This is a genomic window from Kitasatospora sp. NBC_00458 (assembly GCF_036013975.1).
GTDB lineage: Bacteria > Actinomycetota > Actinomycetes > Streptomycetales > Streptomycetaceae > Kitasatospora.
Map to the genome: position 1 here is coordinate 4,874,268 of NZ_CP107904.1, position 21,418 is coordinate 4,895,685.

A 21,418-nucleotide genomic window follows, 5' to 3' on the forward strand; every position below is an offset into this window, starting at 1 on the left:
GGTCAGCGGTCCCTTCGGTGGCCGACGCCGCCGGTGCGGAGCCAGGCGGCGGTGCCGGCGTCGATGCGGCGGATCTCGCGTTCGCGTCGGCGGCGGGCGGCCGCGGTTCGGCCGGGCGGGGGCTCGGCGGGCGGGGTGCCGGTGAGCTTGGACCAGAGGCCCATGGCTATCTCCAGGTGATGATCAAGGCGAGGAAGGCGGCCCAGAGGGCGAGGGCTCCGGCGAAGCGGAGCGTGTGCCGGACCGGGTGCTCGGCGATGCGGTAGACCCCGGCGAAGGCGAGGGCGGCGGTGCCCGCGAAGAGGAGCTGGAGCACGGGGCGCCCCTTCAACCGGCGACGCGGTCGATGGTCCGGCGGACGGTGTCGCGCTTCACGTCGGGTCCGTGGACTCGTCGGACAGCGGACAGGACAGCGTCGAGGTCCGGTCCGGTGGTCCGGACAGCGGCCTTGACGGTGTCCGTGATGGTGTCGTCCGCGGCGTGGGGAACGAGCGCGAGCACGTCCCCTGAGCTGCTGTCCGTACTGTCCGCCTGCTGTCCGGACAGCAGACGGACAGTGTCCGCGTCGGTCTCGATGCCGATACGGGCGAGCTGCTCGACGATGTCCTCGGGCCAGGCGCCCGGGCTGACCGAGATCGCCGCGCGGACAGCGGAGCGGACCGTCGGCGAGACGGGGACGGGCTGTCCGGACGGCCTGTCCGGGTCTGGGACGGGCTCGATGGCCGGGGCAGCGGTGTAAGCGGCGCGGTACGCGGCAGCCTGGGCACGGGAGCGCAGCAGTTCGACGTCGAGGCGGGCGTCGAGGAGCTCGGCGTCGGCGCTCTCGCGGCGCTCGCGCACCCAGGCCTGGGCCCCGGGCGACAGCGGCTTCGTCGTGTGGGCGATGACGAGGCTCCACACGACCTTGGCGATCGCGGAGACGCTGGCGCCGATGATGCCGGTGGCGAAGGCGTGCTCGACGGCCGACAGCCAGCCGTGGACGCAGACGGCGGCCATCGCGAGGACCAGGGCGATCCAGCCGAAGGTGCGGGGCGCGCGGGCCTTCTCCGGGTCGTCACGGGCGAGCCATTCCAGGATCATGCAGATGATCCACGCGGCGTCGAACGCAACGGCGGCGCTGTAGCCGATGACGGGGTCGACGGCGCCAGCGAGGAGGTCGCCGATGCTGGCGGTGGACCACGCCACGGCGACGGCCAGGAGGACGCCGGTGCCGGTGCTGGCGGTGGCGAGGCCGCCGCGGCGCCAGTCGCGGGGGACCGGAACCGGGTAGGTCTCGGTGTCGGTGCGGGTGGTGCCGTCGGGGGCGGTCCAGGTGATGGGGCGTTCGCACAGGACGGTACGGGTGAGGATGGGCACGGTGGCTCCGAGCGTGGTGATGTGGTGGCCCGGGGCCGAGGGGATGTCTGCACCTCGGCCCCGGGCGGTGGAAGGGGCGGTGACCACGGCGCCTTCGCGCTGGCACTTCCGCCGGGTGGGGCTACGTCAGCGGACCGGGGTGTGCTTGCGCCAGGGGTTGCCGCAGCCGCACGGGCAGGTCGGGGCGGTCACTGGCCGACGTTCGGCGGGTCGGTGATCGTCCAGCCCTCGACGAGAATGCCGTCGACCTCGGCGGTCAGGATCCAGTGCACCCGCTCGCCCTCGTGCCGCTGGGGGACCAGGTCGCCGCCGATGGTCTCCGCCCAGGACTTCAGCGCCGCGAGGTCCAGGTGGGCGTAGAGGTTGATCGTCGGCTGGTCCGGGGACCACGTGGGGCAGCTGACCTGAATCCGGGCCGGCAGCGGCGTGAGGACGGTGAGCAGGTGGCCGGCCAGAGCGTGCCCGGCCTGGTAGGCCGCGCGGCGGGGGTCGGTACTCATGCGGCGACCGCCGTCCGGGCCGGGACGGGCTTCGGCCGGCCGACGGTCGCCGGGGTCCGGCGCAGCGTGTCGCCCGGCTCGCGCTTCGGCAGCGGCTCGGCGGCGGCCAGCGCGGCCTCGCCGTTCCACTCGGCCCGGGCCCGGGCGGCCGCGAGCGCCGCGGCCTCGAACTCGGCGAGCGCGGCCCGGCGGAGCAGCGCGGCGCGGTCGCGGCGGATCGCCGCCCGGGTGAGCACCTCGGGCGCCTTCGCGCTGGCCAGCGCGCCGCACGCGGCGACGTACCGCTGGGTGAGGACCTTGTAGGCGGTACACGCCTCGGTCAGGGCCTGCTCGGCCTGCTCGACCTCGGCCAGCAGTGCGGCGAGGTGCGGCGAGGCGAAGGAGGGAGCGGCGATGGCGCTCACGGCGGCCGCGGTGAAGTCGGTGACCGACTCCCAGGCGGAGCGCTTGCGGAAGTGGGCGGCGATGGCGCGCTCGGCGATGGTCTGGAGCAGCGCCCGGGGGTGCTCGATCCGAAGCCCGTTCTCCAGGCTGCGCCAGAGGCTGAGGAACGTCTCGCTGGTGAGGTCCTCGGCGAGGTGGCGGTCGGTGCGGAAGAGGTGCGCCGCGATGTACGTGGTGATCTGCCGGGAGTGGGCCCGGTAGAGCTCCTCGAACTGCTCGCGGGGGGTGAGCGTCGGCACGGCCGACAGCATGGGAGCATTGCTCACAGCTGGGTCTCCTTGTTTGCGCAAGGGGGTCTGGTCAGGCCCGGCAGGGGAGGTCGAAGACCCCTGTCGGGCCGTTTGTTGCACCACTGGGTGGCTAGCCACCACTCTAGGCGCGGCTATGGACCGGTGGCAAGCCACCGTGAGAGGATTTCTGCATGCCGTCAGTCCACAAGTTCCCCGCGAAGACGTTCCGGCCCGAGCCGGAGCTCTACGACAAGGCCAAGGCGGCCGTCGCCGAGGTCGGGTCGGACATGAACGCGCACCTGGTCAGCTTCCTCCGGTGGCTGACTCACGAGACGGACCAGCTGCCGGCCCGGCCGGACGGGCCGACCAGACCGAAGAGCTGAGCTCCGGTCAGGCGGCCTTCGCCAGGTCCAGCCACGCCGACGGCGGGTAGGCCGTCGAGCACCACGTACACCGGATCTCCGGCACCCCCGGCGTCGCCCGCAGGACCGCGCCGCACGCATCGCCGTCCACCACCGCAGTGCAGGTGCCAGCACGCACCGACCGCGCCCGCGGGTCCACGATGCTGAGCGCGGCACCGTGGTGCGCCCGGACCTCGGCCGCGAACACGCCGGCCTCCGGCCAGCTGGCCGCCATGGCGGGCAGCTGCTCGCGCAGGGACCGAACCGCGCGAAGCAGGCGCCCCCGGTAGTCCCCGAACGGGGCGGGCCACCGGATCCCGGCGTCCTCGCACCAGGCCTGCCGCCACTCCTCCAGCACGGTCACCATCCCACCCGGCCCCCGGATGTCCAACACCTCCTCCGACACCGGCATCGGCGCGTCCGGGCTGGCGCTGCGTGAACCGACTGCGGTGGACACCTGTGAAGACGGGCGCAGCCATTCCTCCAGGACCGCGTACAGGCCCGGCATCTCTCGCAGCCGGTCGTCGGTCCGGTCGGTGCAGGGCTGACACAGGTAGGCGCCGTACCGGGTCGGGTCGTCGCACGAGAGGCAGGTGTCCACGGGGTTACCTCCTGGTGGGGCTGGGTTGGTTGTGGATCTGGATAGCGTGGTGAAGGTCCCTGCCGCCGAGCTTGCGGATGGCGCGCTGGAGGGTGGCCCGGACGGCGCTGGTGGTGACGTCGAGGTGGAGGGCGATCTGTGCGGGGTCGAGGCCGGCGGTGGCGTAGCGCATCGCGTCGGCCTCGCGCTGGGTGAGGGGGCGGGTCACCGCGTGCCGCCGTCCTGGCCGAGCACCGCGCGGGCCACCGCGAGGGCGTGGTCCGGCCACTGGCGGGCGTTGAACTCGGCCTGCTGGGCCGGGTCGTCTGGCCAGACCTCGGCGGCACCCAGTTGGGCGGAGCGGAAGCGGTGAGCGGCGGCGTCCAGCCAGTCGGCGATCAGCAGCCCGAGGGCCGGGTCCATGGCGGCGATCCACTCGCCGTACGGGCGGATGATGCTGGGCACTCGGGTGCGACCGCCGATGGACGCGCGGGTGCCGGCGACGGTGTGGCCGTCCTCGGTGCGGACGGCGCCGGATCCTCCGCGCTCGGGGTGGTCGCGGTGCTGGGTGTAGGTCCAGTCGGGGGCGCCGTGGGCGGTGGCGGCGGTGTGGAGGTCTCGGAGCCGCTGGGCTGCGGCGGCGAGCAGGTCGGCGGGGGTCTGGTCGGGCATCGGGTGCTCCTCGGTCAGGGGTTGGGCCTGCCGCCCGGGCGGGGGCGGCAGGCGGGGCGGGTCAGCTCTGGGCAGCGATCAGCAGCCAGCCGGGCGCGCTCATCAGGCCCACGCCGCAGGCCTTCGCGGCGGCGTGCAGGTGCTCGTCCCAGAACGACGAGTGCAGCGGGTTGAGGTCGGCGGCGGTCAGACGCTCCGGGTCGTCGAGGTCGGCCTCGGCGCAGTACGTGACCAGGTAGAGCTTGTCGTTGTCGTAGCTGCCGGCTTCGAGGTGGCCGACGCTGTCGCGGTGCTGGTCGGGGTAGATAACGGCCGCGTTGTAGGTGGCGAGCGGCTTGTCGAGGTCGTCGCCGTAGCGGACGCCGGTGATGGGGGCGCCGTACGCGAGGTAGGCGCTGGTGTGGATGCCCATGGCGGTCTCCTTCGGGGTGGGGCCGCCCGCGGGGTGCGGGCGGCCGGTGACGGGCGTCAGTGGTGGTCAGCGGCGGCGTGCTCGGGGCAGAGGTCGCGGCGGCGGCCGAACCGCCAGCCGCGGGCCTTCAGGTGGCGGCGGAGTTCCCGGTGCGTGTCGACCCGGACCGGGTGGCTCCACTCGGTGGTGCACTGCTCGCCGTCGCCGCCGTGGTGGTCGCAGCGGATGGCGAGGTACGTCTCGGCGCTCACGTGGCGGCCCCGGCGGGCACGGGGGTGGGCAGGACGTGCTCAATGCGACGGATGGTGGTCTCGCGGCGGGTGTGGATGCCCATGGTGCTCTCCTTCGGGGTGGGGCCGCCCGCGGGGTGCGGGCAGCCGTTGACGGGCGTCAGACGAACAGGTCCAGCTGCAGTGGGACGTCGGTGCCCACCGGGGCCGGGCCGATCTCGCCGGCCAGGTGCCAGTCGATCAGGGCTTGGGCGTCGTCCTGGGTGCTGCACCAGCCGGTGTGGTTGGGGCGGGTGATGATGCTGCGGCAGCAGTGGGCCCACCACATGCCTGCGCAGGTGTAGGTGCTCTGCTGGATGAGGGGTTCGTGGTGAGTCCTCGCTGGGCCGTCCATGGCGGGCCTCTCAGCTGGCCGGGTTGTGGGCGCGGACCCAGTTGTTCATCTCGTTGCCGAGCTGGTGCAGGACGGCGAACGCCGGGTGGGTGTCCTCGCCGCCGTTGTCGTAGTGCCACTTGCGGCGATGGGCCTCGGCGGCAAAGTGGAGGATGCGGCCCAAGGCGATCTCGCGCTCCCGGCGCTCGGCGGCCAGCTCGGTCTCCAGTTGGCGGACGCGGGCCTCGGCGCGCTGGCGGGCCTCGTGCGGGGTGAGCGCGCCGGGCGCGTGCCGCTGCACGACGAGCGTGTAGACCTCCGGCGACTCGGCGATCTTGACGTCGAGCTCCAGCCGCGTCTCCGAGTAGTTCGGGGCGTCGCCGAGCAAGGCCCGGGCCGCGGCAACGTAGGCGGCGACGAAGTCACGGCCGCCCGCGAGGTCCATCTCCCAGCGGCCAGCGCGGAAGTCGGCCCACTTGATGCCGAGCTGCCTCTCCTGGTTCTGCATCCACCGTTCGCGAGCGGCCGCGTCCCGGCCGCCGAGCTCGGTGAGCAACTCCGCCTGCTGCTCGCGTAGCAGACGGACGCCGGCGCGGAGGAGTGCGTGCTCGTCCGGGGTGAGGGGGCGGTGGTCGGTGTGGCCGATGAGGTGGTCGAGCTGCTCGGCGGTCGGCGGGAGAGGGTTCATCGGAGGGTCCTTCCTACGCGGGCGAGGGCTCGGCGGCCGCGGCGAGTAAGCGGCGGCTCGACGGCGGTGGTGGAGTCGAAGAGGCGGACGATGACTGCGAAGTCCGCGTGGATGGCGGCCTGCGAGCGGAGCGGGCGGGCCTGGTACCCGTGAGCGGAGCGACACGCGTTGCGGAGCATCCACAGGCCGAGGGCCGAGGCAGGCCCGCAGACGGCGAGGACGAGCCAGGCGGTGTTCACGCGGCGGTCCTGGTGGAGAGGGCACGGCGGCGCTGGGCCTCGGTCTCGCCGCCGCACGCGCCGGCCTGGCCGGTGGCCCGGGCCCAGGCCCGGCAGGCGAGCATGTGCGGGCAGTCGTGGCAGAGGTCCGCCGCTCGCAGCTGCTCCGTGTAGACGCTCGACGTCCACAGGTCCGGATCGGTGGTGCGGCAGGGCAACGTCAGGTCGTCGACGTTCAGCGGCAGCGGGGACGCGGCGCGCGCCGATCCGGGAGTGATCGCGGCCATCGGGGTTCTCCTTTCGAGTGGTTGGATGGGAACCGGGCGGGCCTACTAGGGGTGGGCCCGCCCCGGTCAGGCGGCGACGGCGGACGCTCGGACCCACGGGTCGAGCAGGGCCGTGGCCTGGGCGATGTCGAGCGCATCGGAGACGTCGCCAGCGGTCCATCCGGGGCCGACCCGAACCCGCCGGTATCGGCACAGCTGCAGCTGCTTCGGAGAGGCCGGCCGGGCCCGCCAGGCGGAGGTGCGCAGCGTCAGAGCGCGTCCCTCGCGGCCGCGGGCGCCGATCTCGGCCCACCGCATCGCGTCGGCCTGGGTGAAGTCGCGGTCAAGGGCCGGAGGCTGGACGCCGCCGTCCTCGGACCAGCGGCGGATCCGGTAGAGGCTGGCCGCGCTCGGCACGAGGAAGTAGAACGCGCGGCCGGCCGGGATGAACCAGAGGCCGCCGCCGGTCCGGAGCCAACGCACCCGGGAGTGGTGGAACAGGTCGATGTCCTCCCAGCCGACCGCGAGCGCGGGCGCGGTGCCGGGCTTCGTAGACTCGGGCTCGGCGGGCTCAGCCGCGGCCTCGGCCAGCGACTGGTTCTCGCGCAGCGCGCCGACGTTCCGGCCGGTGAGGTCGACGATGGACGCGAGCTTGTGCCGGGTCGAGCTGCCCATCACGTCGAGGACCAGGGCGTCGACCTTGCCGGGCGACGGACGGAGCACACGGCCGACCATCTGGACGTACAGGCCAGGGGACTTGGTGGGCCGGGCGATCACCGCGCAGGACGCCCACGGCGCGTCGAACCCCTCGGTCAACACCATGCAGTTGGTGAGGACCTGCACGTCGCCCGCCTTGTAGCGGCCGAGGGTGGCGAGGCGGTCGTCGCGGGGCATGTCGCCCCAGACGGCGGCCGCGGTGATACCGGCGGCTGTGAGGGCCTCGGCCATGCCGTGGGCGGTGGCGACGGTCGGGGTGAACACCACCCCGGGGCGGTCGGCGGCGTGCTCGACGTAGGCGTCGGCGACGACCCGGGCGGCGCCGGAGTCCTCCAGGGCCTGGCCGAGCTGGCTGTCCTGGAGGTCGCCGGCACGGGTCTTCACCTTGTCGAGGTCGAGCCCACCGACCCGGACCCGCTTGCCCCGGACGTCGACGAGGTGGCCGTCGGCCATCAGGTCGAGGATGTCGAGCTGGAACACGATGTCCTGCCAGACGTCGGCCAAGCCCCCGTCGGTCCGCGTCATCGTCGCGGTGAAGCCAGCCACCGGCACGCTCGACCAGGCGCCGAAGTGGTCGAGCACCTCGACGTAGGAGTCGGCGGCGGCGTGGTGGCACTCGTCCACGACGACCAGGCCGACGCCGGTGATCGCGGCCCGCCGCTTCCGCACGGCCAGGGTCTGGATGCTCGCGACGATCACGTCCACGCCGCGGTGCTCGTCTCGGCCGGCCTTGACGACGCCGACCTTCAGGTGCGGGGCGATGGCACGGATCTTGGCGGCGGCCTGCTGGATGAGCTCCTCACGGTGGGCGATGACCAGGGCCCGGCGGCCGGTCTGCTGGTGCATGCGACTGATCAGGTGGGACAGGACGACGGTCTTCCCGGCGCCGGTCGGCAGGACGACGGCGAGCCGGTTCGCGTCGGCGGCCTGCCAGCCGTCGATGAGCTTGGAGATGGCCTCGCGCTGGTACGGGCGGAGGTCGAAGGACATGGGACACCTCGATTCGATGCTGGAGCTCTGCGGGGAGTGCGGGAAGTGCGGGAAGTGGTTGCGGGTGTTCCTCATTGGGACCGTCCGCGCTCTGACCTGGTGCTTTGCGGGTATGCGGGGAGTTGCGGGGAGTTCTCTCTAACCCCTTGTGCCGGAGGCTCTTTCGAGTCGCCGTGATCGGTATGGCGTATCTGTGATGCGCGACGGGTGTGTGTTGTACGTGCGGTAGAAGGAGCGGTGGTGACTCCCCGCAACTCCCCGCCTCCCCGCATCGGCGCTGGTCGCGGCCTTGCGGGATCCCTGCGCAACTCCCCGCAGGCATGGGCGAGACACCCGCACTCCCCGCATCGGCCGTCACGGTCAGGTCTCGTGCGTGGCGGTGCCGCGGCCGGTGTGGACGTCGACCCGCCAGAGGTTCTGCTTCTTGTGCGAGTCGTAGACCCGGGCCAGCTTGTGGGTGCCGAAGAACCGGCCTTCGCGGGCCTTGAGCCAGAGGCCGAGCTGCTTCGTTGACGGAGCCTCACCGTCCCGCAGGCGCGGGACGTGGTCGGGCAGGCCGCCGATCAGTCGGCCGACCTGGACCGGGTCGGTGCCGATCGTCTCGCGCCAGATCTCCAGGAACGCTGTCCACTCGGCTTCTTCGTCGTCCTGGTCGAGGGCGTTGTCCTGATCGGCGTTGAAGCCAGAGACGCCGAGGTAGCCGAGGAGGCCGGCCAGCATGGTTGCCCACTCGGAGTAGTCGCCCTTCCGGGTGCGGACGAGCGGGGCCCCAGCGGTGAGCCAGGCCCTCACGAGCGTCACCAGTGCGGCCACGAGCGTGGACGCGTGGGCGCGGAGCCAGGGACGGAGATCGCCGATCGTGAAGCCGTCGCGCTGGTCCGGATCCGGGCAGTTGGGGTTCAGGCGCACCCAGAAGACTCGGCGCCGGTTGTCGCCGCTGGTGCGAAGGGCGTTGCCGGTGGCAACCCACACCCGGTCGTTGCGCATGACCACCCTGCCGGTGGCGCCGAGGACTCGGTCGCCCCACTGCTCGTCGGTGAGCAGTGCGGACAGGACGGGGCTCTTCATGATGTGGCCGGTGGGCAGGTTGTCGAACGCCACCACGGGCTGGCCGGTGGTGTAGAGCTGCGTCGTGATCGACTTCCTCAGCTCGGTGTCGTTCTCGGGCCAGGGAGTACCCGCGACCCCGTAGCAGTGCCCCAGCAAGTCCTTCAACAGGGACTTTCCGGAGCCCGGGGCCGTTGCGGTGATGACGAACATGGGAGTAGGGCCGTGGAAGTACGGGCGCAGGATGGGCGTTAGGAGCGCGGCCAGGTAGTGGGCCCGGTCGGAGTCGGCAACCCACGGGAAGTCGGCGAGCACCTGGCCCAGGACGATCTCCCGGGCCCGGTCCAGGCTCTCGGTGGTGACGGTTGGCTGGAGCCGCCGGACCGGCACCCGAGGCTGGAGGTAGAGGCCGGTGACGCGGTCGTATCCGGGGTCAGTGACCAGGGTCCCGTCCGGCCGGACCACGGGCGACGTCACGATGCCGCGCAGGGGAGGTAGCGACCAGTCCTTCCGGCCGAGGATTGTGCCGCAGCTCTTCGGCATCAGGAGCTCGCGCTCCTCGGTCGGGACGCCGTCCGCGTCCTTCTTCACCACGTAGGTGGTGACGTGGTCCGCGAGGTAGGCACGCAGGTTGTCCGTCGCCAGCTGGTGGACGACGGGGTCGCCCATGTCGTCGAGGTGCACCCAGCACGGGCCCGACGACCGCTTGTAGAGGTCGGGCAGGCGGCCCGCAGCCATGAGCGCGAGGATCCCGTCGATCCCGTCGGCCTCGTTCGTGATGTCGAGCTGGGGCCGGTCCGGGACGGCGTGGAGGTGGCGGTCCTGTGCCTCCCCGCCCTCGGGCTCGTACGCGGGGTCGAGGGCGGCCGATCCGTCGGACCACATCTCGACCGGACGGGCCGGTGCGAGACGGCGGCGCTCCGGCTCGGACCCGTACCCCTGGCGCCGGAGCGCGCCCGCAGCGGCCCTGTGGTCGCCGTTGTGGTTGAGCAGGGCGTAGGCGCCGAACTTGGTGTAGGGCACCTCGGCCTGGAACTCGGAGGAGGTGGTGAAGACGTACAAGCGGTCGGCGGCCGGGTCGCGGCCGGTCGTGGCCTTCGCGCCGCGGGTTCCGTCGGCCCAACCCCAGTAGGTGGTACGGCCGCTGGTCCGGATCGGGCGGAAGATGCCATGAAGGATCTCCTCCCACAACGCGCGCTGCTCGAAGTCCTCGCCGGGCCGCAGCCCTCCGCCGGGCAGCGGGGGTCGGCTGCGGCCCGGTGCCGTCGATGCCGTCTCGGGCTTGGGCAGGGCGTCGACCATCCGGCAGACGTCGCGGACGGCCTCCATGTGGTCGGCGTCGACGGTGGGGATGGTGGCCGGCCCTCCGGCGATCCGGACGTACGGCAGGCCGGAGGCGTGAACGGTGCCGCCGGACGGCTCGGTGAGTCCGTACCCACCCTCGCCGCGCGTCTCGATGAGCACGCGCAGGATGCGGCTGTTCGGCTTCTCGGCGAGACGCTGCCGTTCTTCTGGGGTGTACTCGTCCTCGCGTGCCAGCCGTTGAGCCAACTTCGTGTTCGGGGGGACCAGCCCCCCCTCGACGCGGACCCGGTAGTGGATGCCGCCCGACGGCGACTCGGTTGCCCACCCCGTCCGGATCGCAGTCCAGACGTCGCCGAGGCCCGAGGCGTCCATGACCTCGTTGACCTCGTTGAGGACTCCTTCACGGACAGCGAGGCCCTCGAACTCGATCATCTCGACGCTGCCGGACACCCCGCCGTAGACGACGGCGATGCCGGCTGCCCTGTCCGGGGCGAACCAGCGGTCGTGCTCCTCCGGGGTGGAGCTGGTGGTCTTGTACGGCGTCCAGCTGCGAACGTCTGCGGCTTTGCTGCCGTCCGCCCTGATGGGCAGGACGCAAAGACCGACGTCGTGATACTCACGAGCGGCGTCGCGCAGGCTGATCTGCTGCTCGGTGTTGGGCAACGGGGCTCTCCGGTTGATCTTGGCGTGGGGAGGGCGCGGGGCCGAGGCGTCCTGCCCGGTCTGCGGGCGGGCGCTACTGGGCGGGGGCGTCGTGCTGTGTGACGGCGATCCCGTCGAGCCCGAGGAACGCCAGCAGGTCGCTGCGGCGGCAGAAGTAGCGGCCTTGGATGGGGACGACCTCGACCGGGAACTCGCCTGCGCGCGCCAACTTGTAGGCCGACGGGCGGGAGAGGCCGCCGCACGCGGCGGCTCCGGACGGCCAGACGGGGACGAGAGCGGGCAGCGCGAGGACCTGGTCGGTGGTCAACGGGTCGACCCGAGTGGCGGAGCTGCGGGCGGTGGTCACGAGGCGGCCCCCGCTTCGTCCGGGCCCGCGCTGCTGTCCGGGTCTGCCGAGACCAGCTCGTCGACCGTGGCGCCGTACACCTGGGCGAGGGCGATCAGGGAGGTCGTTGCGGGTTCGACGAGGCCACGGCGCAGCCGGGAGACGGTCGACTGGGCGAGGCCACTGCGCCGGGCGATGGCGTAGCCGGTCAGGTCGCCCTTCTCGGCCGCGAGCCGCATCAGGTGGTCGTCCCGTAGGTGGAACTTGGCCATGTACACGCTCCCTGGTCAGAGGTCATATTTCCTTCCTCGCAAGGAAGCTACGCCACTACTTCCTTATGAGCAAGTAGAAACATCCCAGCCATGCAGGGAGTCGTTGTCAGTCACGCGTGCCATGCTTGTTTGCGCGCAAGTACTTGCGCGCTACCGTGAGCATGGGAAGGGGCTCGATGAGAGGTGGATTGATCATGGAAGACGTTCAGAAGGAGGCCGCGAGGGCGGCGAGGGCCGTTGCGTTCGGCGACCTCGTTCGCAGCGGCGCCATCCGCGCCGGGTACGACCTCGCGCCCCGCGGCGGCGGGCGTACTGCGCTCGCCAATGACACGGGCATGCCACTTGCGACGGTCAGCAGGATGCTCTCCGGGCAAACGATCCCCGACCCACGGTTTATGGTCCCGCTCGCGGACGCGATCGACGTCGATGTTCTTGACCTGTTCATTGCCGCTGGCCTACTGCCACGCGGGACCGGGCCCGGGCGTCCACGACCATTCACAGCGACGGACGCAGCGCATAGTCTGGGGATCACCGAACCGGGCAAGGTCTCGGTTTTCAGTGCCATGGTGCAGGCGCTGCTGGGCGAAAAAGATACTGGCAAACCGGCAAAGTAGGTGGCGTGAAAGCAATACCCTCTAGATTTGCTGTAGTGCGCGGTGCGGTGCGCATGGACGATATTCCTGCTGCACGGCTGCGGGTTTACTTCGTTCTGGCTCTGGTCATTACGGGCAGCCAGTTCTCCGTGGCTCTCTTCAGTGATGTAGAGGGAGGCGGCGCGCTCAATATCATGTTCACAGTGACGTTTATTCTGTACGTCGCCCTCGCGATCCGTTTGGCTACCGCCCTGGCCAGGCGCCGTATGGTGAGCGAAGAGGAAGCACTTCGTCAGGGCATGCGGACCATGGATATCGAGCACGCCGTACAGCTCGCGAGCCTCCAGGCAGCGGCTCAGGATGAAATCGCGAAAGCTGCGGCCCGCGCTTTCGCGGAAGGCTACTTGGCTGGTCGCTCCGGGTCTTGGCTGATCGAGCTTGACCGCGAGCTCGATTCCCTCGACAGTCCGGACAGCGAGTTCCCGTAGGCAATCTGAGGAGTGACGTGGCTGGGTCTCGGCGTGGGGGTGGCGTCTATAAGCGGTGTGAATGCCGAGCTGAGGATGGGAAGCTTCTCGGGTCGGCTTGCACGAGGCTGTCGAGGAAGACCCACGGGTCGCCGGCCATTCGCCAGGAACTCCCGGCTGACCGTGACGGCCGGCGCCGTACCTTTCGCCGCACCGGCTATGACACCGTCACCAAGGCACAGGAAGCCCTCGACAAGGTCAGGGCGATCCTCGACATGGCCAAGGGCGACGAGGACGCCGAGCAGCGCGTCGCGGCCCTCCTCGTCGACATTGCGAAGAACCGCGCGCCCATCCCCGACACCGCCGAGGTCCAGCGCCGCCTCGGCGTCGGCATCCCCCTCGACGGCAAGACCACCGTCGGTGACTGGCTCGACACCTGGCTCGCGGGCAAGAAGACCCGCAAGACCACCACCAACGGCTACGAGTCACATATCCGAGTGCACCTCAAGCCCCACCTCGGGCACCTCCGGCTCGACCGCCTCAACGCCGGCCACCTGGTCGAGATGTTCGACGCCATCGCGGACGAGAACGAGACCATCGCCGCGGAGAACCAGGCCCGACGCGAACAGGCCGCCCGCTGCCGAGCCGGCCGTCCCGGGGTCCCCACCCCGGAGGAGAGGGCCCGGATCGCGGGGGAGCGCGCGAAGCTCGCCGAGATGAAGCCGTTCCGGCGCATCACCGGGCCGGCCACCCGCCAGCGCATCCGGTCCACCCTGCGGGCCGCGCTCAACACCGCCATCGTGCGCCAGCTCATCACGCACAACCCGGCCGAGCACCTGGAGATGACCTCCGGGAAGCGACCGAAAGCCGTCCTGTGGACCGAGCAGCACGTGCAGCGGTGGCAGCTGACCGGCGAGAAGCCGTCCCCGGTCATGGTGTGGACCCTCCCCCAACTCGGAGAGTTCCTCGACGCCGCCGAGGAAGACCGCCTCTACGCCTTCTTCCACCTGGTCGCCTTCCGAGGCCTTCGTCGTGGTGAAGGCGTTGGCCACGACTGGCACAACACCGACCTCGACCGCGCCGAGCTCACTGTCGCGAAGGAGATTGTCCAGGACGGGTGGACGCCCATGGAGACCGAGCCCAAGACCGACGGTAGCGCGGCGACGATCGCCCTCGACTCCGTCACCGTCCAGGTCCTCCGCGAGCACCGTGTGTGCCAACTCGCCGAGCGAGACCGCCAACTCGCTGCCCGGGCCGAGTTCCTTGCCGCCGGCGGAGATCTGGAGAAGGCGCCGTCCTGGACCGACACCGGGAAGGTGTTCATCCAGGAGGACGGGACCTGGTTGCACCCGCAGATGGTGACCGACGCGTTCCACCGAATCCGTAAGGCGGCCGGCCTGCCGCCGATCAACCTGCGCGACCTTCGTCACCAGGCGGCCACTGTGATCCACGCGGGCGGCGGCGACATCCACGTCATCAAGGAGACGTTGAGGCACTCGACGGTCACCTTGACGTCGGACACCTACACGACGTTGCTGCCGGAGGTCGACAAGGAGGTCGCCGAGCGCGCGGCCGGCATGGTGCCGCGGGCGCGCCGGAAGCCGGTGCGCGGCGAGGAAGGACAGGACCCGGACGCGGGAGCGGGAGAGGTTCCGGGGGCGCCCGCGGGGTAGGATCGGGAGCAGCGCGGTAGCTACTTCGGAGCCCTGTCGGCCAGGCGAAAGCCCAGCTCGGCAGGGCTCTTCTGCTGGCCCGCTGCTGGCCCGAACGCACTGTAACGGGGCATCACGAGGGTAGTCCGGAATGGACGAGTCGTCACGCCACACCCTCTCTGACCAGTAGTGCAAGGCACGGGGCGGTATGAGGAAGCACAGAGCATCACGGCCACATTCAGACTTTTAATCCGTAGGTTCAGGGTTCGAGCCCCTGGCGCCCCACCCTCCAGGCCCAGGTCGGACGGCATCCGACCTGGGCCTTCCGGCTTCCCCGGCCCGGGTGGGGGCACCTCGTCGGGCCGGCGGCGCGTCAGGCCGAGGGCGTCGATCGCCCCGGACGGTGCGGTGGCCGACGCGGCCGAGCACTGTCCGACGGAGACGATCACGGTGCGCGACACCGCGCCCCGGGGAGTCGTCGTGCCGCTGGACCGAGTCCAGCCCGGCCCGCCCCGCCCCGGCGCGTTCCGGGCCCACCCGCCCCGCCGCACCACCACGCCGCCGCCGTGGGCGCTCCGGGGCCGGATCAGGCGCTCGTGACCGGCAGCAGGGCGCACTCGCGGCACGCCCGCGCGGAGGCGGCCATTCTCGTGTGGAAGGCGATGGTGACCACGCCCGCGACGGTGGTCAGCAGCCAGCTCGTCGCCAGGACGGAGGCGACGGTGAGGGTCAGCGCGCTGAGGGCCAGGGCGGCCGCGGCGGTGGTGCCCGTCCAGGCGACCGCCAGCGGAAGCCGTTCCGGGGTGGGCAGCCGACGGGCGAGCACGCCGGTGGCGGCGAGGAAGCCGGCGGCCAGCAGCGCGGTGAGTGCGGCGACGCCGCCCAGGTGGAGGACCACGAGCTGCGCCGGGTCCGGCAGCGGTCGGCCCGCCCGGCGGCCGTGGGCCTCCACGAAGTACCAGCACAGGAACAGGAACGGGACGATCAGGACCACCGTGCGCGCGGTGTGGCGGGCCTGGGCGATGGTCAGCTCCCGTTGGAAGTCGGGCGCGATCTCGGCGACCGTGCCGAACTCGTCGACCGCCTGGCGGGCGGCGGCCGGGTCGGGCCCGGGGCCGGGTGACAGGTCGCGGACGGCGTCGAGCAGGCCCTCGCGCAGCTCGGCCACCATCCTGGCCTTGACCCGGGCGGGGCCGTGCAGGGCGGCCGTCAGGTCCGCGAGGTGGGCCTCGACGGGGTCCGCGGCCGTGACCGCCGCGACGGCGTCGGCCCCGGGGGCCTTCACGTCGCGTGCCCGGGGGCCCGTACGGGTTCGAGTACCGAGCCGATCGCGGTGGTGAACTCCCGCCACAGCGTCCGCTCGGCGTCGAGGCCGCGCCGGCCGGCGTCGGTGAGTTCGTAGCAGCGCCGCCGCCGCTCGCCCGACGACTCCCACGCGCTGCGCAGCAGTCCGAGGCGCTCCAGGCGGTTGAGTGCCGGGTAGATGGTGCCCTTGCGCAGCTCCAGGGCGCCGTTGCTGCGCTCCTGGACCGCGGTGATGATCGCGTAGCCGTGCAGTGGGCCGGTCTCCAGGACGGACAGCAGCAGTCCGTCCAGATGCCCGCGTACCGCATCCGTCTTCATAGTCAGGCAGCCTACCCAAGCGGCGCGCCGGTGTGCTAGTTATGGATTGGTAGCCAACCTATTGCCAGCCGATCCAAGGACACCCGGTGACCAAGCTGCTGCTCTCGCTCCACGTCCTGGCCGCGATCCTCGCCATCGGCCCGATCGCCGTGGCGGCCTCGATGTTCCCCCGCTTCGCCCGGCCCTCGGGCCCCGACGCCGAGGGGCCCCCGGAGCGCAGCGGCGCGATCGCCGGGATCCTCCATCGGATCTGCCGGGGCTACACCGTCGTCGGCGTCGCCGTCCCCGTCTTCGGGATCGCGACCGGCGCCCGGCTCGGCGTCCTGACCGACGCCTGGCTGCTCACCTCGATCGCGCTCACGGCCGTCGCCGCGGCGCTGCTGCTGATGTCGATCATCCCCGGACAGGCGCGACTGCTCGCCGCCCCCGGCGGGCCGGCCGCCCCCGTCACCGGCGCCCCCGAGGGAACCGGTGGCGCCGAGGGCGCGGGCGGGGCCGAGGGCGCGGCGACCGGCTCCGGCACGGCGCGGGAACTCCGCTCGGCGGCGACCCGGCTGGGCATGACGACCGGGATCTTCAACCTGCTGTGGGCGGCCGTCGTCGTCCTGATGATCGTCCGCCCCGGCTCCACCACGGGGGCCTGACACCGTGCGGACCCTCCGGATCGCGGCCGCCGTCGAAGCCGCCTCGCTGACCCTCCTGTTGCTCAACCTCCTCACCGTGCACACCAAGGCGATCACCTCGATGGGTGGCCCGGTCCACGGCACGGCCTACCTGGCCACCGTCCTGTCCGTGTGGCTCACCCCCGCCCTGGCCCTCCCTGGCGCCAAGTGGCGGGCGTTCGTCCCCGGCTTCGGGGGACTGCTCGTCCTGCGGCTGCTGAGCCGCCCGGCGACCGGCGCACCGACCCACTGACGCGAAGCCGGCGACAAGGAGCGGCACGGCCACCCCCGACGCAGCAGTCGGAGCGGCCACCCCGGCCGAGGCCCTGAAGGTCGGGCGGCCTCCAGCAGCCGCCCGACCTGGTGGTCGGTGCCCGCGACGCCGCCGACCGGCAGCCCGTCGCCGACTCCCGGGCCGCCCCCTTCATCTGGTACCGGCAGACCCTCCACCGAGCCCCGTCCCGGTCACGGCTTCCACCGGGATCAGGTGGGGAATTCGCCGACCCAGAAGCGGTCGAGGATGTACTTGGGGAGGTAGCCGGACTCGACGTCGATGGGGAACCTGCCGTCGTAGGCGAGGCAGGCCATGGCGAACGGGCCGAGGGGGAGGGCGCCGTCGATGTCGGTGGCGCGGTCCTCGTCCAGGGTCCAGTAGGCCTTGTGGAGTTCGAGGGCCTTGGCGAGAGCGGGGCCGAACTCGTCCTGGCGTCCGCGCACGAAGTTGTAGAACACGTTGAGCGGGGGGTACATGATCCCCTGCAGCGCGTCGACCGGGGTGTTCGGCGAGGCTTCGGGGGTGGAGGTCTCGAAGGCGGCGGTCAGCTTCTCGACCAGGTCGTCGCGCTGGAGCCAGTAGGTCTGCTGGACGTCGACCCAGTGGAAGACGAACTCGTCGTAGGCGCTCTCGGCCGCGCGCAGCCGCTCCAGCGGGATCTCGGCGAGCCGGGTCATCCGCTGCCGATCACGGCAGATGACGGCCAGCCAGAACGCGCTGAACCAGTTCCCGGCGTTGGCGAACTTCCGCAGCCCGATCGCCGGGATGGTGCGCTCCTTGTCGAGCACGAAGCACGAGACGGTGCCACCCTCCTCCGCCCCGGTCGCGGCGAACAGGGCGTCGCCGATCTGCATCGCGGTGACGGCGGCTTCCCAGGTCTGCAGCCGGCTCCCCTCCGGATCGGCCGCGATGTGGGCCTGGAGCGCGAGGACGGCGTTGCTGAACGCATAGTCGATCATGTCGGCCGAGGTTTCGAGCTCGTCGACGTACCGGGCGACCTGCGTGCTGATCCGGTCGGCGAGTTCCTGGGCGTCGGGGCGGGGCACCAGATGCCGGGCAACGGTCACGGTCACGGAAGGGTCCCCTTGCTGATGTCGAACCTCCGGTACAGAAGGCCATTGTAGCTACCGGTGTTCTCGCCGCCCTTGACGACGACGTAGTCGAGCTTGCCGTCCCTGAGTGCCACGCGGATCTTCTCCGCGAGCACGGTCTCACCGCGCTTGTTCATCTCCCGCAGGATGTCGAGGAAGTACTCGCGGCTTCCCTGGGAAACGGCCTGGCCCTTGACGCCCGGCATGCCGGAGGGAGACGGGAGGTCGCGCTTGCCGAGATCCGTCTTGGGGCTGCTCTTGGCTTCGATGACCAGGACGCGGCCGTCCTCGTGGACCCACACCTGGTCGAACTGGTCGGCGCCACTCTTCGGGCCGAGGAGAGGCTGGCTCTCGAAGCCCTTGTAGTGCTCGGCGACGTAGTGGTGCTGGGCGGCGCCCTCGCCGAAGGCTTCGGTCGCGCCCCCCATCTCGGTGTGGGATGCCCGGTAGACGCCCTTGGAGTCCGGATGACCGGTGCGGTTCATCCAGTCCTCGACGAGATTGTCCCATTTGATGGCGTTCTGCTGCTTCAGCGCGAGGTCGTCGAGGATCTTGAGCCGGACCGGATCCGTGACCTTGTCCGGGCCCAGCGGGACGTAGTCAGGGTCGAGGTAGTGCGGGTCCGGAGCCTCGGGGGCGTCCTTCGCGCGGATCCAAGGGGCGTCCTCCGACAGCCTGGTGAGCTGCGGCGGCGGGAACCCGCTCTCGTCGATCGGCTTTCCGCTCAGGCGGCGGCCGAGGATGTTGTAGTGGTCCTCGAAGTAGCCGGGTTCCTCGTTCGCCCGGTAGACCTGGATCTCCTCGATCTGGCCCTTGTCGAGCCGGCCGCGCTCCCCGTACGGGTTCGGGCCGTCGAGCATGTGCGCCGGGCGGGGCACGGGCTGGCGCGGGGTCGCGGCGTTGTCGCCGGCGCCGGCCGCGTTGTCGGCCGTGCCGGCCGCGCCCGTACCGCCGCCCTCGCGGCCGCGGGCGAGACCGTCGAGCGCGTCCAGGCCCGGGGCGGTCGGACGGGTGCCGGGCGGGACGTCGTGGCCGCCGCCGCCGGGTCCGTCGTTGCCGTGCGAGCCGCCGCCGCCGGGCCCGTCGTTGCCGTGCGAGCCGCCGGTGCCCGGACCGTCGCCGCCGTGGGTGCCCGGGGTGACGGGGCCGTCGCCGCTGCCGCCGCGCGGCGCGTTGAGGTCGTTGGTGGGGCCGTGGCCGGCGTGGCCGCCGGGGAGGTTGTCGCCCGGGTTGACGCGGCCGGTGGGGAAGGTGTCCGCGGGGTTGACCCGTCCGGTCGGGAAGTCGCCGGGCTCGACCCGTCCGGTGGGGACGTGGTCGCCGACGTGGACGGGGTCGGAGATGCCGGAGGTGAGGCGGATGCCGTCGTCCCCGCCGCGGGCGCCGACACCGGCGAGCTCGCGGGTGTCGACCTTGACGGGGGGTTGGGTCTTGGGGGGTGTGTGGTTCTTGGCGGGTGTGTCGACGATGTCGGGTTTGGCGGCGTCGGCGTGTTGGGTGATGTTGCCGCCGGCGTCGTAGATGTTGCCCTTGGGGTCCATGAAGCGGGGTGGGCCGTCGACGGGGAGTTTGACGGTGCCGGTGGGCAGGGTGGTGGTGTTCTTGGGGAATTTGACGGTGTCGTCGCCGACTTTGAAGGCGCCGTCGGGGACGGCGAGGCCCTTGGGGATGCGGACGGTGCCGTCGGGGAGTTTGAGGGCGCCTTCGGGCAGGGCGATGGCTTTGTCGATGTTGATGGTGGGGACTTCGAACTTGCCGAGGCCTTTGAGGCCGGCCATGACGTCGCCGACTTTGACGATGCCGGCGCCGGCGCCCTTGAAGAGGTAGGTCATGGGGTCGATGACCTTGCCGGCTTTGCCGGCGAGGGAGATGGCCTTGGCGGCTGCGCCGGCTTTGCCGGCGCCGGAGGCGGCGCCGCCTGCGCCGCCGGTGAAGACGGTGGTGAGGACGTTGAAGGTGACGGCGCCGGCGGCGCGGGAGGGGTTGGAGCCCCATTGGTCCCAGGCGAGGAGGGCTTTGCCGGTTTCCTTCATGGCGGTGCGGGAGTCGCGTAGCCAGGAGGGGAGTTTGTCGTCGGGGACGGCGAGGAAGAGGGGTCCGACGCCGGGGACGGCGGTGATGGCGAGGCCGGTGGCGAGTTTGGCGAGGCCGGTCCAGGCTTGTCCGGCGGCGTCCCAGCCTTGGAAGCCGACGAGGGTGCCGAGGCCGACGAGGGTGCCCCAGACGCCGTCGACGATGACGCCTTTGCCGAATTCCCAGGCGTGTTCCCAGACCTGCCACCAGGGGATGGATTCCTCGACGGCTTCGCCCCAGGGGAGGGTTTTGGACTGCTTCAACGCTTCGGCGTCGTAGCCGTACATGTCCTTGGCGTTGGTGCCGTCGTTGACTTTGAGGGGGGTTCCGCCGACGAGGGCGACGATTTTGGCGTGGGCGGCGCGTTCGACGGCTTGGAACTGGGTCCAGACTTCGGCGATCTCGTTGCGGCGGTCGTTGTTCTCGTCGACGAGGTCGCCGTCCTCGCGCCATTTGTCGTCGGCGTTGGCCTTGTTGCGGAAGGTCTCGGCTTCGTGTTTGAGGTGTTCGAGTTTTTTGACGATGGGGGCGGCGTCGCGGCTGTAGGTGCCGAGGGCGCCGGCGATGGTGCACAGGTCGGTGGAGAGTTTGAGGCCGAGGTCGGCGACGGGTTTGGTGGTGGCGAAGAGTTGTTCGGCTTCGGGGGCCTGGTAGAAGGCGCGCAGGCCGCCGAAGCTGGTGTGGATGTTGCCGGTCGCGGTGGAGATCGCCGGGCCGCTGGTGGAGATGGCCTTGACGTTGGCGTCCAGCAGCGCGAGGTTCCCGGTGAACACCGGGACCTCACCCGGGTTGACCGGCTTGTTGTCCGTCACTTGTTGCCCCCCGGCTGCCCGCGCAGGGCCTCCAGGTTGACGGCCCGCGCCGCGTCCTGGGCCTGCTTGGCCGCGGTCAGGTCACCCTCGATGTACTCGTTGGTGGCGGTCACCGCACCGCGGATGCACGCCTCGATCCGCTCCGACATCGACTTGAGCTCGGCCTTCCGGCCCTCCAGGTACTGGCTCAGCGCCGCCGCCACCGGACCCATCGCCTTCTGCGACAGCGGCGGTGCGCCGACCGGAACCGGCCCCTGGAGGCGCGTCTCGGCCTGCGAACCGGGCACGGCGGTGCCCGCGTTCTGGGCGGCCTGGGACAGGTTCGTCATCAGGGTGTTCAGAGCCTTCTCCAGATCACCCGCGTGCCCGCCGACAGTCTTCAACTGACCCTGCACACCCTGCGGCTTGATGTCCCAAGACGCCATCAACGACCCCCGTTGGTTCTACCGAAAGACCTTCCCCGGCTCCTGCCGGGGCCTTGC

Annotated in this window: 28 protein-coding genes and 1 tRNA gene; 7 read left to right on the forward strand and 22 right to left on the reverse strand. The window is 71.5% G+C overall.

Going from position 1 to position 21,418, the window contains the following annotated elements; all coding sequences use genetic code 11:
- Positions 1-2 precede the first annotated feature (2 nt).
- The 5 genes from OG550_RS20220 to OG550_RS20240 form a co-directional block, all read right to left on the reverse strand.
- The gene (locus tag OG550_RS20220) at positions 3-164 is read right to left on the reverse strand and encodes a hypothetical protein (protein ID WP_327679519.1); all 162 of its coding nucleotides are present in this window, start codon (positions 162-164) and stop codon (positions 3-5) included.
- A 2-nt stretch (positions 165-166) separates the two neighbouring features.
- Positions 167-316: a hypothetical protein gene (locus OG550_RS20225; protein WP_327679521.1), complete on the reverse strand. Its 150-nt coding sequence runs from the start codon at positions 314-316 to the stop codon at positions 167-169.
- An 11-nt stretch (positions 317-327) separates the two neighbouring features.
- Positions 328-1,356 carry a hypothetical protein gene (locus OG550_RS20230; RefSeq protein WP_327679523.1) on the reverse strand — a complete coding sequence of 343 codons (1,029 nt, stop codon included), beginning with the start codon at positions 1,354-1,356 and terminating at the stop codon, positions 328-330.
- 188 nt (positions 1,357-1,544) lie between these two features.
- The gene (locus OG550_RS20235; protein ID WP_327679526.1) at positions 1,545-1,856 is read right to left on the reverse strand and encodes a hypothetical protein; all 312 of its coding nucleotides are present in this window, start codon (positions 1,854-1,856) and stop codon (positions 1,545-1,547) included.
- Positions 1,853-2,566 (reverse strand): RNA polymerase sigma factor, encoded by a 714-nt coding sequence (locus OG550_RS20240; protein ID WP_327679529.1) that lies wholly within the window; start codon positions 2,564-2,566, stop codon positions 1,853-1,855. Before OG550_RS20240 ends, OG550_RS20235 begins: the two co-directional genes overlap by 4 nt.
- A gap of 155 nt (positions 2,567-2,721) precedes the next feature.
- On the opposite strand from OG550_RS20240, the gene OG550_RS20245 reads away from it, so the two are divergent.
- Positions 2,722-2,913, forward strand: a complete 192-nt coding sequence (locus tag OG550_RS20245; RefSeq protein WP_327679531.1) for a hypothetical protein — start codon at positions 2,722-2,724, stop codon at positions 2,911-2,913.
- 7 nt (positions 2,914-2,920) lie between these two features.
- Here OG550_RS20245 and OG550_RS20250 read toward each other — a convergent pair whose 3' ends face one another.
- From OG550_RS20250 to OG550_RS20305, 12 genes are all read right to left on the reverse strand, one after another.
- Complete coding sequence (locus OG550_RS20250; protein WP_327679533.1) at positions 2,921-3,532, reverse strand: hypothetical protein; 612 nt, start codon at positions 3,530-3,532, stop codon at positions 2,921-2,923.
- A gap of 4 nt (positions 3,533-3,536) precedes the next feature.
- Entirely contained in the window at positions 3,537-3,740 is a 204-nt protein-coding gene (locus OG550_RS20255; protein ID WP_327679535.1) for a LuxR C-terminal-related transcriptional regulator, read from the reverse strand.
- Entirely contained in the window at positions 3,737-4,183 is a 447-nt protein-coding gene (locus tag OG550_RS20260) for a hypothetical protein (RefSeq protein WP_327679537.1), read from the reverse strand. Before OG550_RS20260 ends, OG550_RS20255 begins: the two co-directional genes overlap by 4 nt.
- Positions 4,184-4,244: 61 nt before the next feature.
- Positions 4,245-4,595, reverse strand: coding sequence for a hypothetical protein (locus OG550_RS20265; RefSeq protein ID WP_327679539.1), 351 nt, complete (start codon positions 4,593-4,595; stop codon positions 4,245-4,247).
- 56 nt (positions 4,596-4,651) lie between these two features.
- Positions 4,652-4,846, reverse strand: a complete 195-nt coding sequence (locus tag OG550_RS20270) for a hypothetical protein (protein WP_327679541.1) — start codon at positions 4,844-4,846, stop codon at positions 4,652-4,654.
- Between the two features lie 139 nt (positions 4,847-4,985).
- Complete coding sequence (locus tag OG550_RS20275; RefSeq protein WP_327679542.1) at positions 4,986-5,219, reverse strand: hypothetical protein; 234 nt, start codon at positions 5,217-5,219, stop codon at positions 4,986-4,988.
- Positions 5,220-5,229: 10 nt separating this feature from the next.
- A complete protein-coding gene (locus OG550_RS20280) occupies positions 5,230-5,886 on the reverse strand; it encodes a hypothetical protein (RefSeq protein ID WP_327679543.1) in 657 nt (218 codons plus the stop codon).
- Positions 5,887-6,121: 235 nt separating this feature from the next.
- Positions 6,122-6,391 carry a WhiB family transcriptional regulator gene (locus OG550_RS20285; protein ID WP_327679545.1) on the reverse strand — a complete coding sequence of 90 codons (270 nt, stop codon included), beginning with the start codon at positions 6,389-6,391 and terminating at the stop codon, positions 6,122-6,124.
- 66 nt (positions 6,392-6,457) lie between these two features.
- Positions 6,458-8,077: a DEAD/DEAH box helicase gene (locus OG550_RS20290; protein WP_327679547.1), complete on the reverse strand. Its 1,620-nt coding sequence runs from the start codon at positions 8,075-8,077 to the stop codon at positions 6,458-6,460.
- Between the two features lie 360 nt (positions 8,078-8,437).
- Positions 8,438-11,092, reverse strand: coding sequence for a bifunctional DNA primase/polymerase (locus OG550_RS20295; RefSeq protein WP_327679548.1), 2,655 nt, complete (start codon positions 11,090-11,092; stop codon positions 8,438-8,440).
- A 73-nt stretch (positions 11,093-11,165) separates the two neighbouring features.
- A complete protein-coding gene (locus tag OG550_RS20300; protein WP_327679550.1) occupies positions 11,166-11,399 on the reverse strand; it encodes a helix-turn-helix domain-containing protein in 234 nt (77 codons plus the stop codon).
- 35 nt (positions 11,400-11,434) lie between these two features.
- On the reverse strand, positions 11,435-11,689 hold the full coding sequence (locus OG550_RS20305) for a helix-turn-helix domain-containing protein (RefSeq protein WP_327679552.1): 255 nt from the start codon (positions 11,687-11,689) through the stop codon (positions 11,435-11,437).
- Between the two features lie 194 nt (positions 11,690-11,883).
- On the opposite strand from OG550_RS20305, the gene OG550_RS20310 reads away from it, so the two are divergent.
- From OG550_RS20310 to OG550_RS20325, 4 genes are all read left to right on the forward strand, one after another.
- Positions 11,884-12,303, forward strand: coding sequence for a helix-turn-helix domain-containing protein (locus OG550_RS20310; RefSeq protein WP_327679554.1), 420 nt, complete (start codon positions 11,884-11,886; stop codon positions 12,301-12,303).
- Positions 12,304-12,338: 35 nt separating this feature from the next.
- On the forward strand, positions 12,339-12,770 hold the full coding sequence (locus OG550_RS20315) for a hypothetical protein (RefSeq protein ID WP_327679556.1): 432 nt from the start codon (positions 12,339-12,341) through the stop codon (positions 12,768-12,770).
- A 254-nt stretch (positions 12,771-13,024) separates the two neighbouring features.
- Complete coding sequence (locus OG550_RS20320; RefSeq protein WP_327679558.1) at positions 13,025-14,422, forward strand: site-specific integrase; 1,398 nt, start codon at positions 13,025-13,027, stop codon at positions 14,420-14,422.
- A 179-nt stretch (positions 14,423-14,601) separates the two neighbouring features.
- Positions 14,602-14,686, forward strand: a tRNA-Ser gene (locus OG550_RS20325).
- 301 nt (positions 14,687-14,987) lie between these two features.
- Here the strand turns inward: OG550_RS20325 and OG550_RS20330 are convergent.
- A complete protein-coding gene (locus OG550_RS20330) occupies positions 14,988-15,686 on the reverse strand; it encodes a permease prefix domain 1-containing protein (RefSeq protein WP_327679560.1) in 699 nt (232 codons plus the stop codon).
- Entirely contained in the window at positions 15,683-16,024 is a 342-nt protein-coding gene (locus tag OG550_RS20335; RefSeq protein ID WP_327679563.1) for a helix-turn-helix transcriptional regulator, read from the reverse strand. Before OG550_RS20335 ends, OG550_RS20330 begins: the two co-directional genes overlap by 4 nt.
- A gap of 86 nt (positions 16,025-16,110) precedes the next feature.
- On the opposite strand from OG550_RS20335, the gene OG550_RS20340 reads away from it, so the two are divergent.
- Together OG550_RS20340 and OG550_RS20345 are read left to right on the forward strand one after the other, a co-directional pair.
- On the forward strand, positions 16,111-16,668 hold the full coding sequence (locus tag OG550_RS20340) for a hypothetical protein (RefSeq protein ID WP_327679565.1): 558 nt from the start codon (positions 16,111-16,113) through the stop codon (positions 16,666-16,668).
- Between the two features lie 4 nt (positions 16,669-16,672).
- A complete protein-coding gene (locus tag OG550_RS20345; RefSeq protein WP_327679567.1) occupies positions 16,673-16,939 on the forward strand; it encodes a hypothetical protein in 267 nt (88 codons plus the stop codon).
- 230 nt (positions 16,940-17,169) lie between these two features.
- On the opposite strand, the gene OG550_RS20350 is transcribed toward OG550_RS20345, so the two are convergent.
- Genes OG550_RS20350 through OG550_RS20360 form a run of 3 tightly spaced genes read right to left on the reverse strand, consistent with a single transcriptional unit; the run spans position 17,170 to position 21,361 of the window.
- Positions 17,170-18,033 carry an immunity 49 family protein gene (locus OG550_RS20350; protein WP_327679569.1) on the reverse strand — a complete coding sequence of 288 codons (864 nt, stop codon included), beginning with the start codon at positions 18,031-18,033 and terminating at the stop codon, positions 17,170-17,172.
- Positions 18,030-20,936 carry a hypothetical protein gene (locus OG550_RS20355; protein WP_327679571.1) on the reverse strand — a complete coding sequence of 969 codons (2,907 nt, stop codon included), beginning with the start codon at positions 20,934-20,936 and terminating at the stop codon, positions 18,030-18,032. The genes OG550_RS20350 and OG550_RS20355 overlap by 4 nt, the downstream gene beginning before the upstream one ends.
- Positions 20,933-21,361 (reverse strand): DUF6507 family protein, encoded by a 429-nt coding sequence (locus tag OG550_RS20360; RefSeq protein WP_327679573.1) that lies wholly within the window; start codon positions 21,359-21,361, stop codon positions 20,933-20,935. Before OG550_RS20360 ends, OG550_RS20355 begins: the two co-directional genes overlap by 4 nt.
- Between the last annotated feature and the right edge of the window lie 57 nt (positions 21,362-21,418).

Excerpts from the sequence above, each read along its gene's own strand:
- OG550_RS20220 (WP_327679519.1), bottom strand. The coding sequence starts at position 164 with ATGGGCCTCTGGTCCAAGCTCACCGGCACCCCGCCCGCCGAGCCCCCG.
- OG550_RS20235 (WP_327679526.1), bottom strand. The coding sequence starts at position 1,856 with ATGAGTACCGACCCCCGCCGCGCGGCCTACCAGGCCGGGCACGCTCTG.
- OG550_RS20245 (WP_327679531.1), top strand. The coding sequence starts at position 2,722 with ATGCCGTCAGTCCACAAGTTCCCCGCGAAGACGTTCCGGCCCGAGCCG.
- OG550_RS20260 (WP_327679537.1), bottom strand. The coding sequence starts at position 4,183 with ATGCCCGACCAGACCCCCGCCGACCTGCTCGCCGCCGCAGCCCAGCGG.
- OG550_RS20265 (WP_327679539.1), bottom strand. The coding sequence starts at position 4,595 with ATGGGCATCCACACCAGCGCCTACCTCGCGTACGGCGCCCCCATCACC.
- OG550_RS20275 (WP_327679542.1), bottom strand. The coding sequence starts at position 5,219 with ATGGACGGCCCAGCGAGGACTCACCACGAACCCCTCATCCAGCAGAGC.
- OG550_RS20280 (WP_327679543.1), bottom strand. The coding sequence starts at position 5,886 with ATGAACCCTCTCCCGCCGACCGCCGAGCAGCTCGACCACCTCATCGGC.
- OG550_RS20285 (WP_327679545.1), bottom strand. The coding sequence starts at position 6,391 with ATGGCCGCGATCACTCCCGGATCGGCGCGCGCCGCGTCCCCGCTGCCG.
- OG550_RS20290 (WP_327679547.1), bottom strand. The coding sequence starts at position 8,077 with ATGTCCTTCGACCTCCGCCCGTACCAGCGCGAGGCCATCTCCAAGCTC.
- OG550_RS20305 (WP_327679552.1), bottom strand. The coding sequence starts at position 11,689 with ATGGCCAAGTTCCACCTACGGGACGACCACCTGATGCGGCTCGCGGCC.
- OG550_RS20310 (WP_327679554.1), top strand. The coding sequence starts at position 11,884 with ATGGAAGACGTTCAGAAGGAGGCCGCGAGGGCGGCGAGGGCCGTTGCG.
- OG550_RS20320 (WP_327679558.1), top strand. The coding sequence starts at position 13,025 with ATGGCCAAGGGCGACGAGGACGCCGAGCAGCGCGTCGCGGCCCTCCTC.
- OG550_RS20335 (WP_327679563.1), bottom strand. The coding sequence starts at position 16,024 with ATGAAGACGGATGCGGTACGCGGGCATCTGGACGGACTGCTGCTGTCC.
- OG550_RS20360 (WP_327679573.1), bottom strand. The coding sequence starts at position 21,361 with ATGGCGTCTTGGGACATCAAGCCGCAGGGTGTGCAGGGTCAGTTGAAG.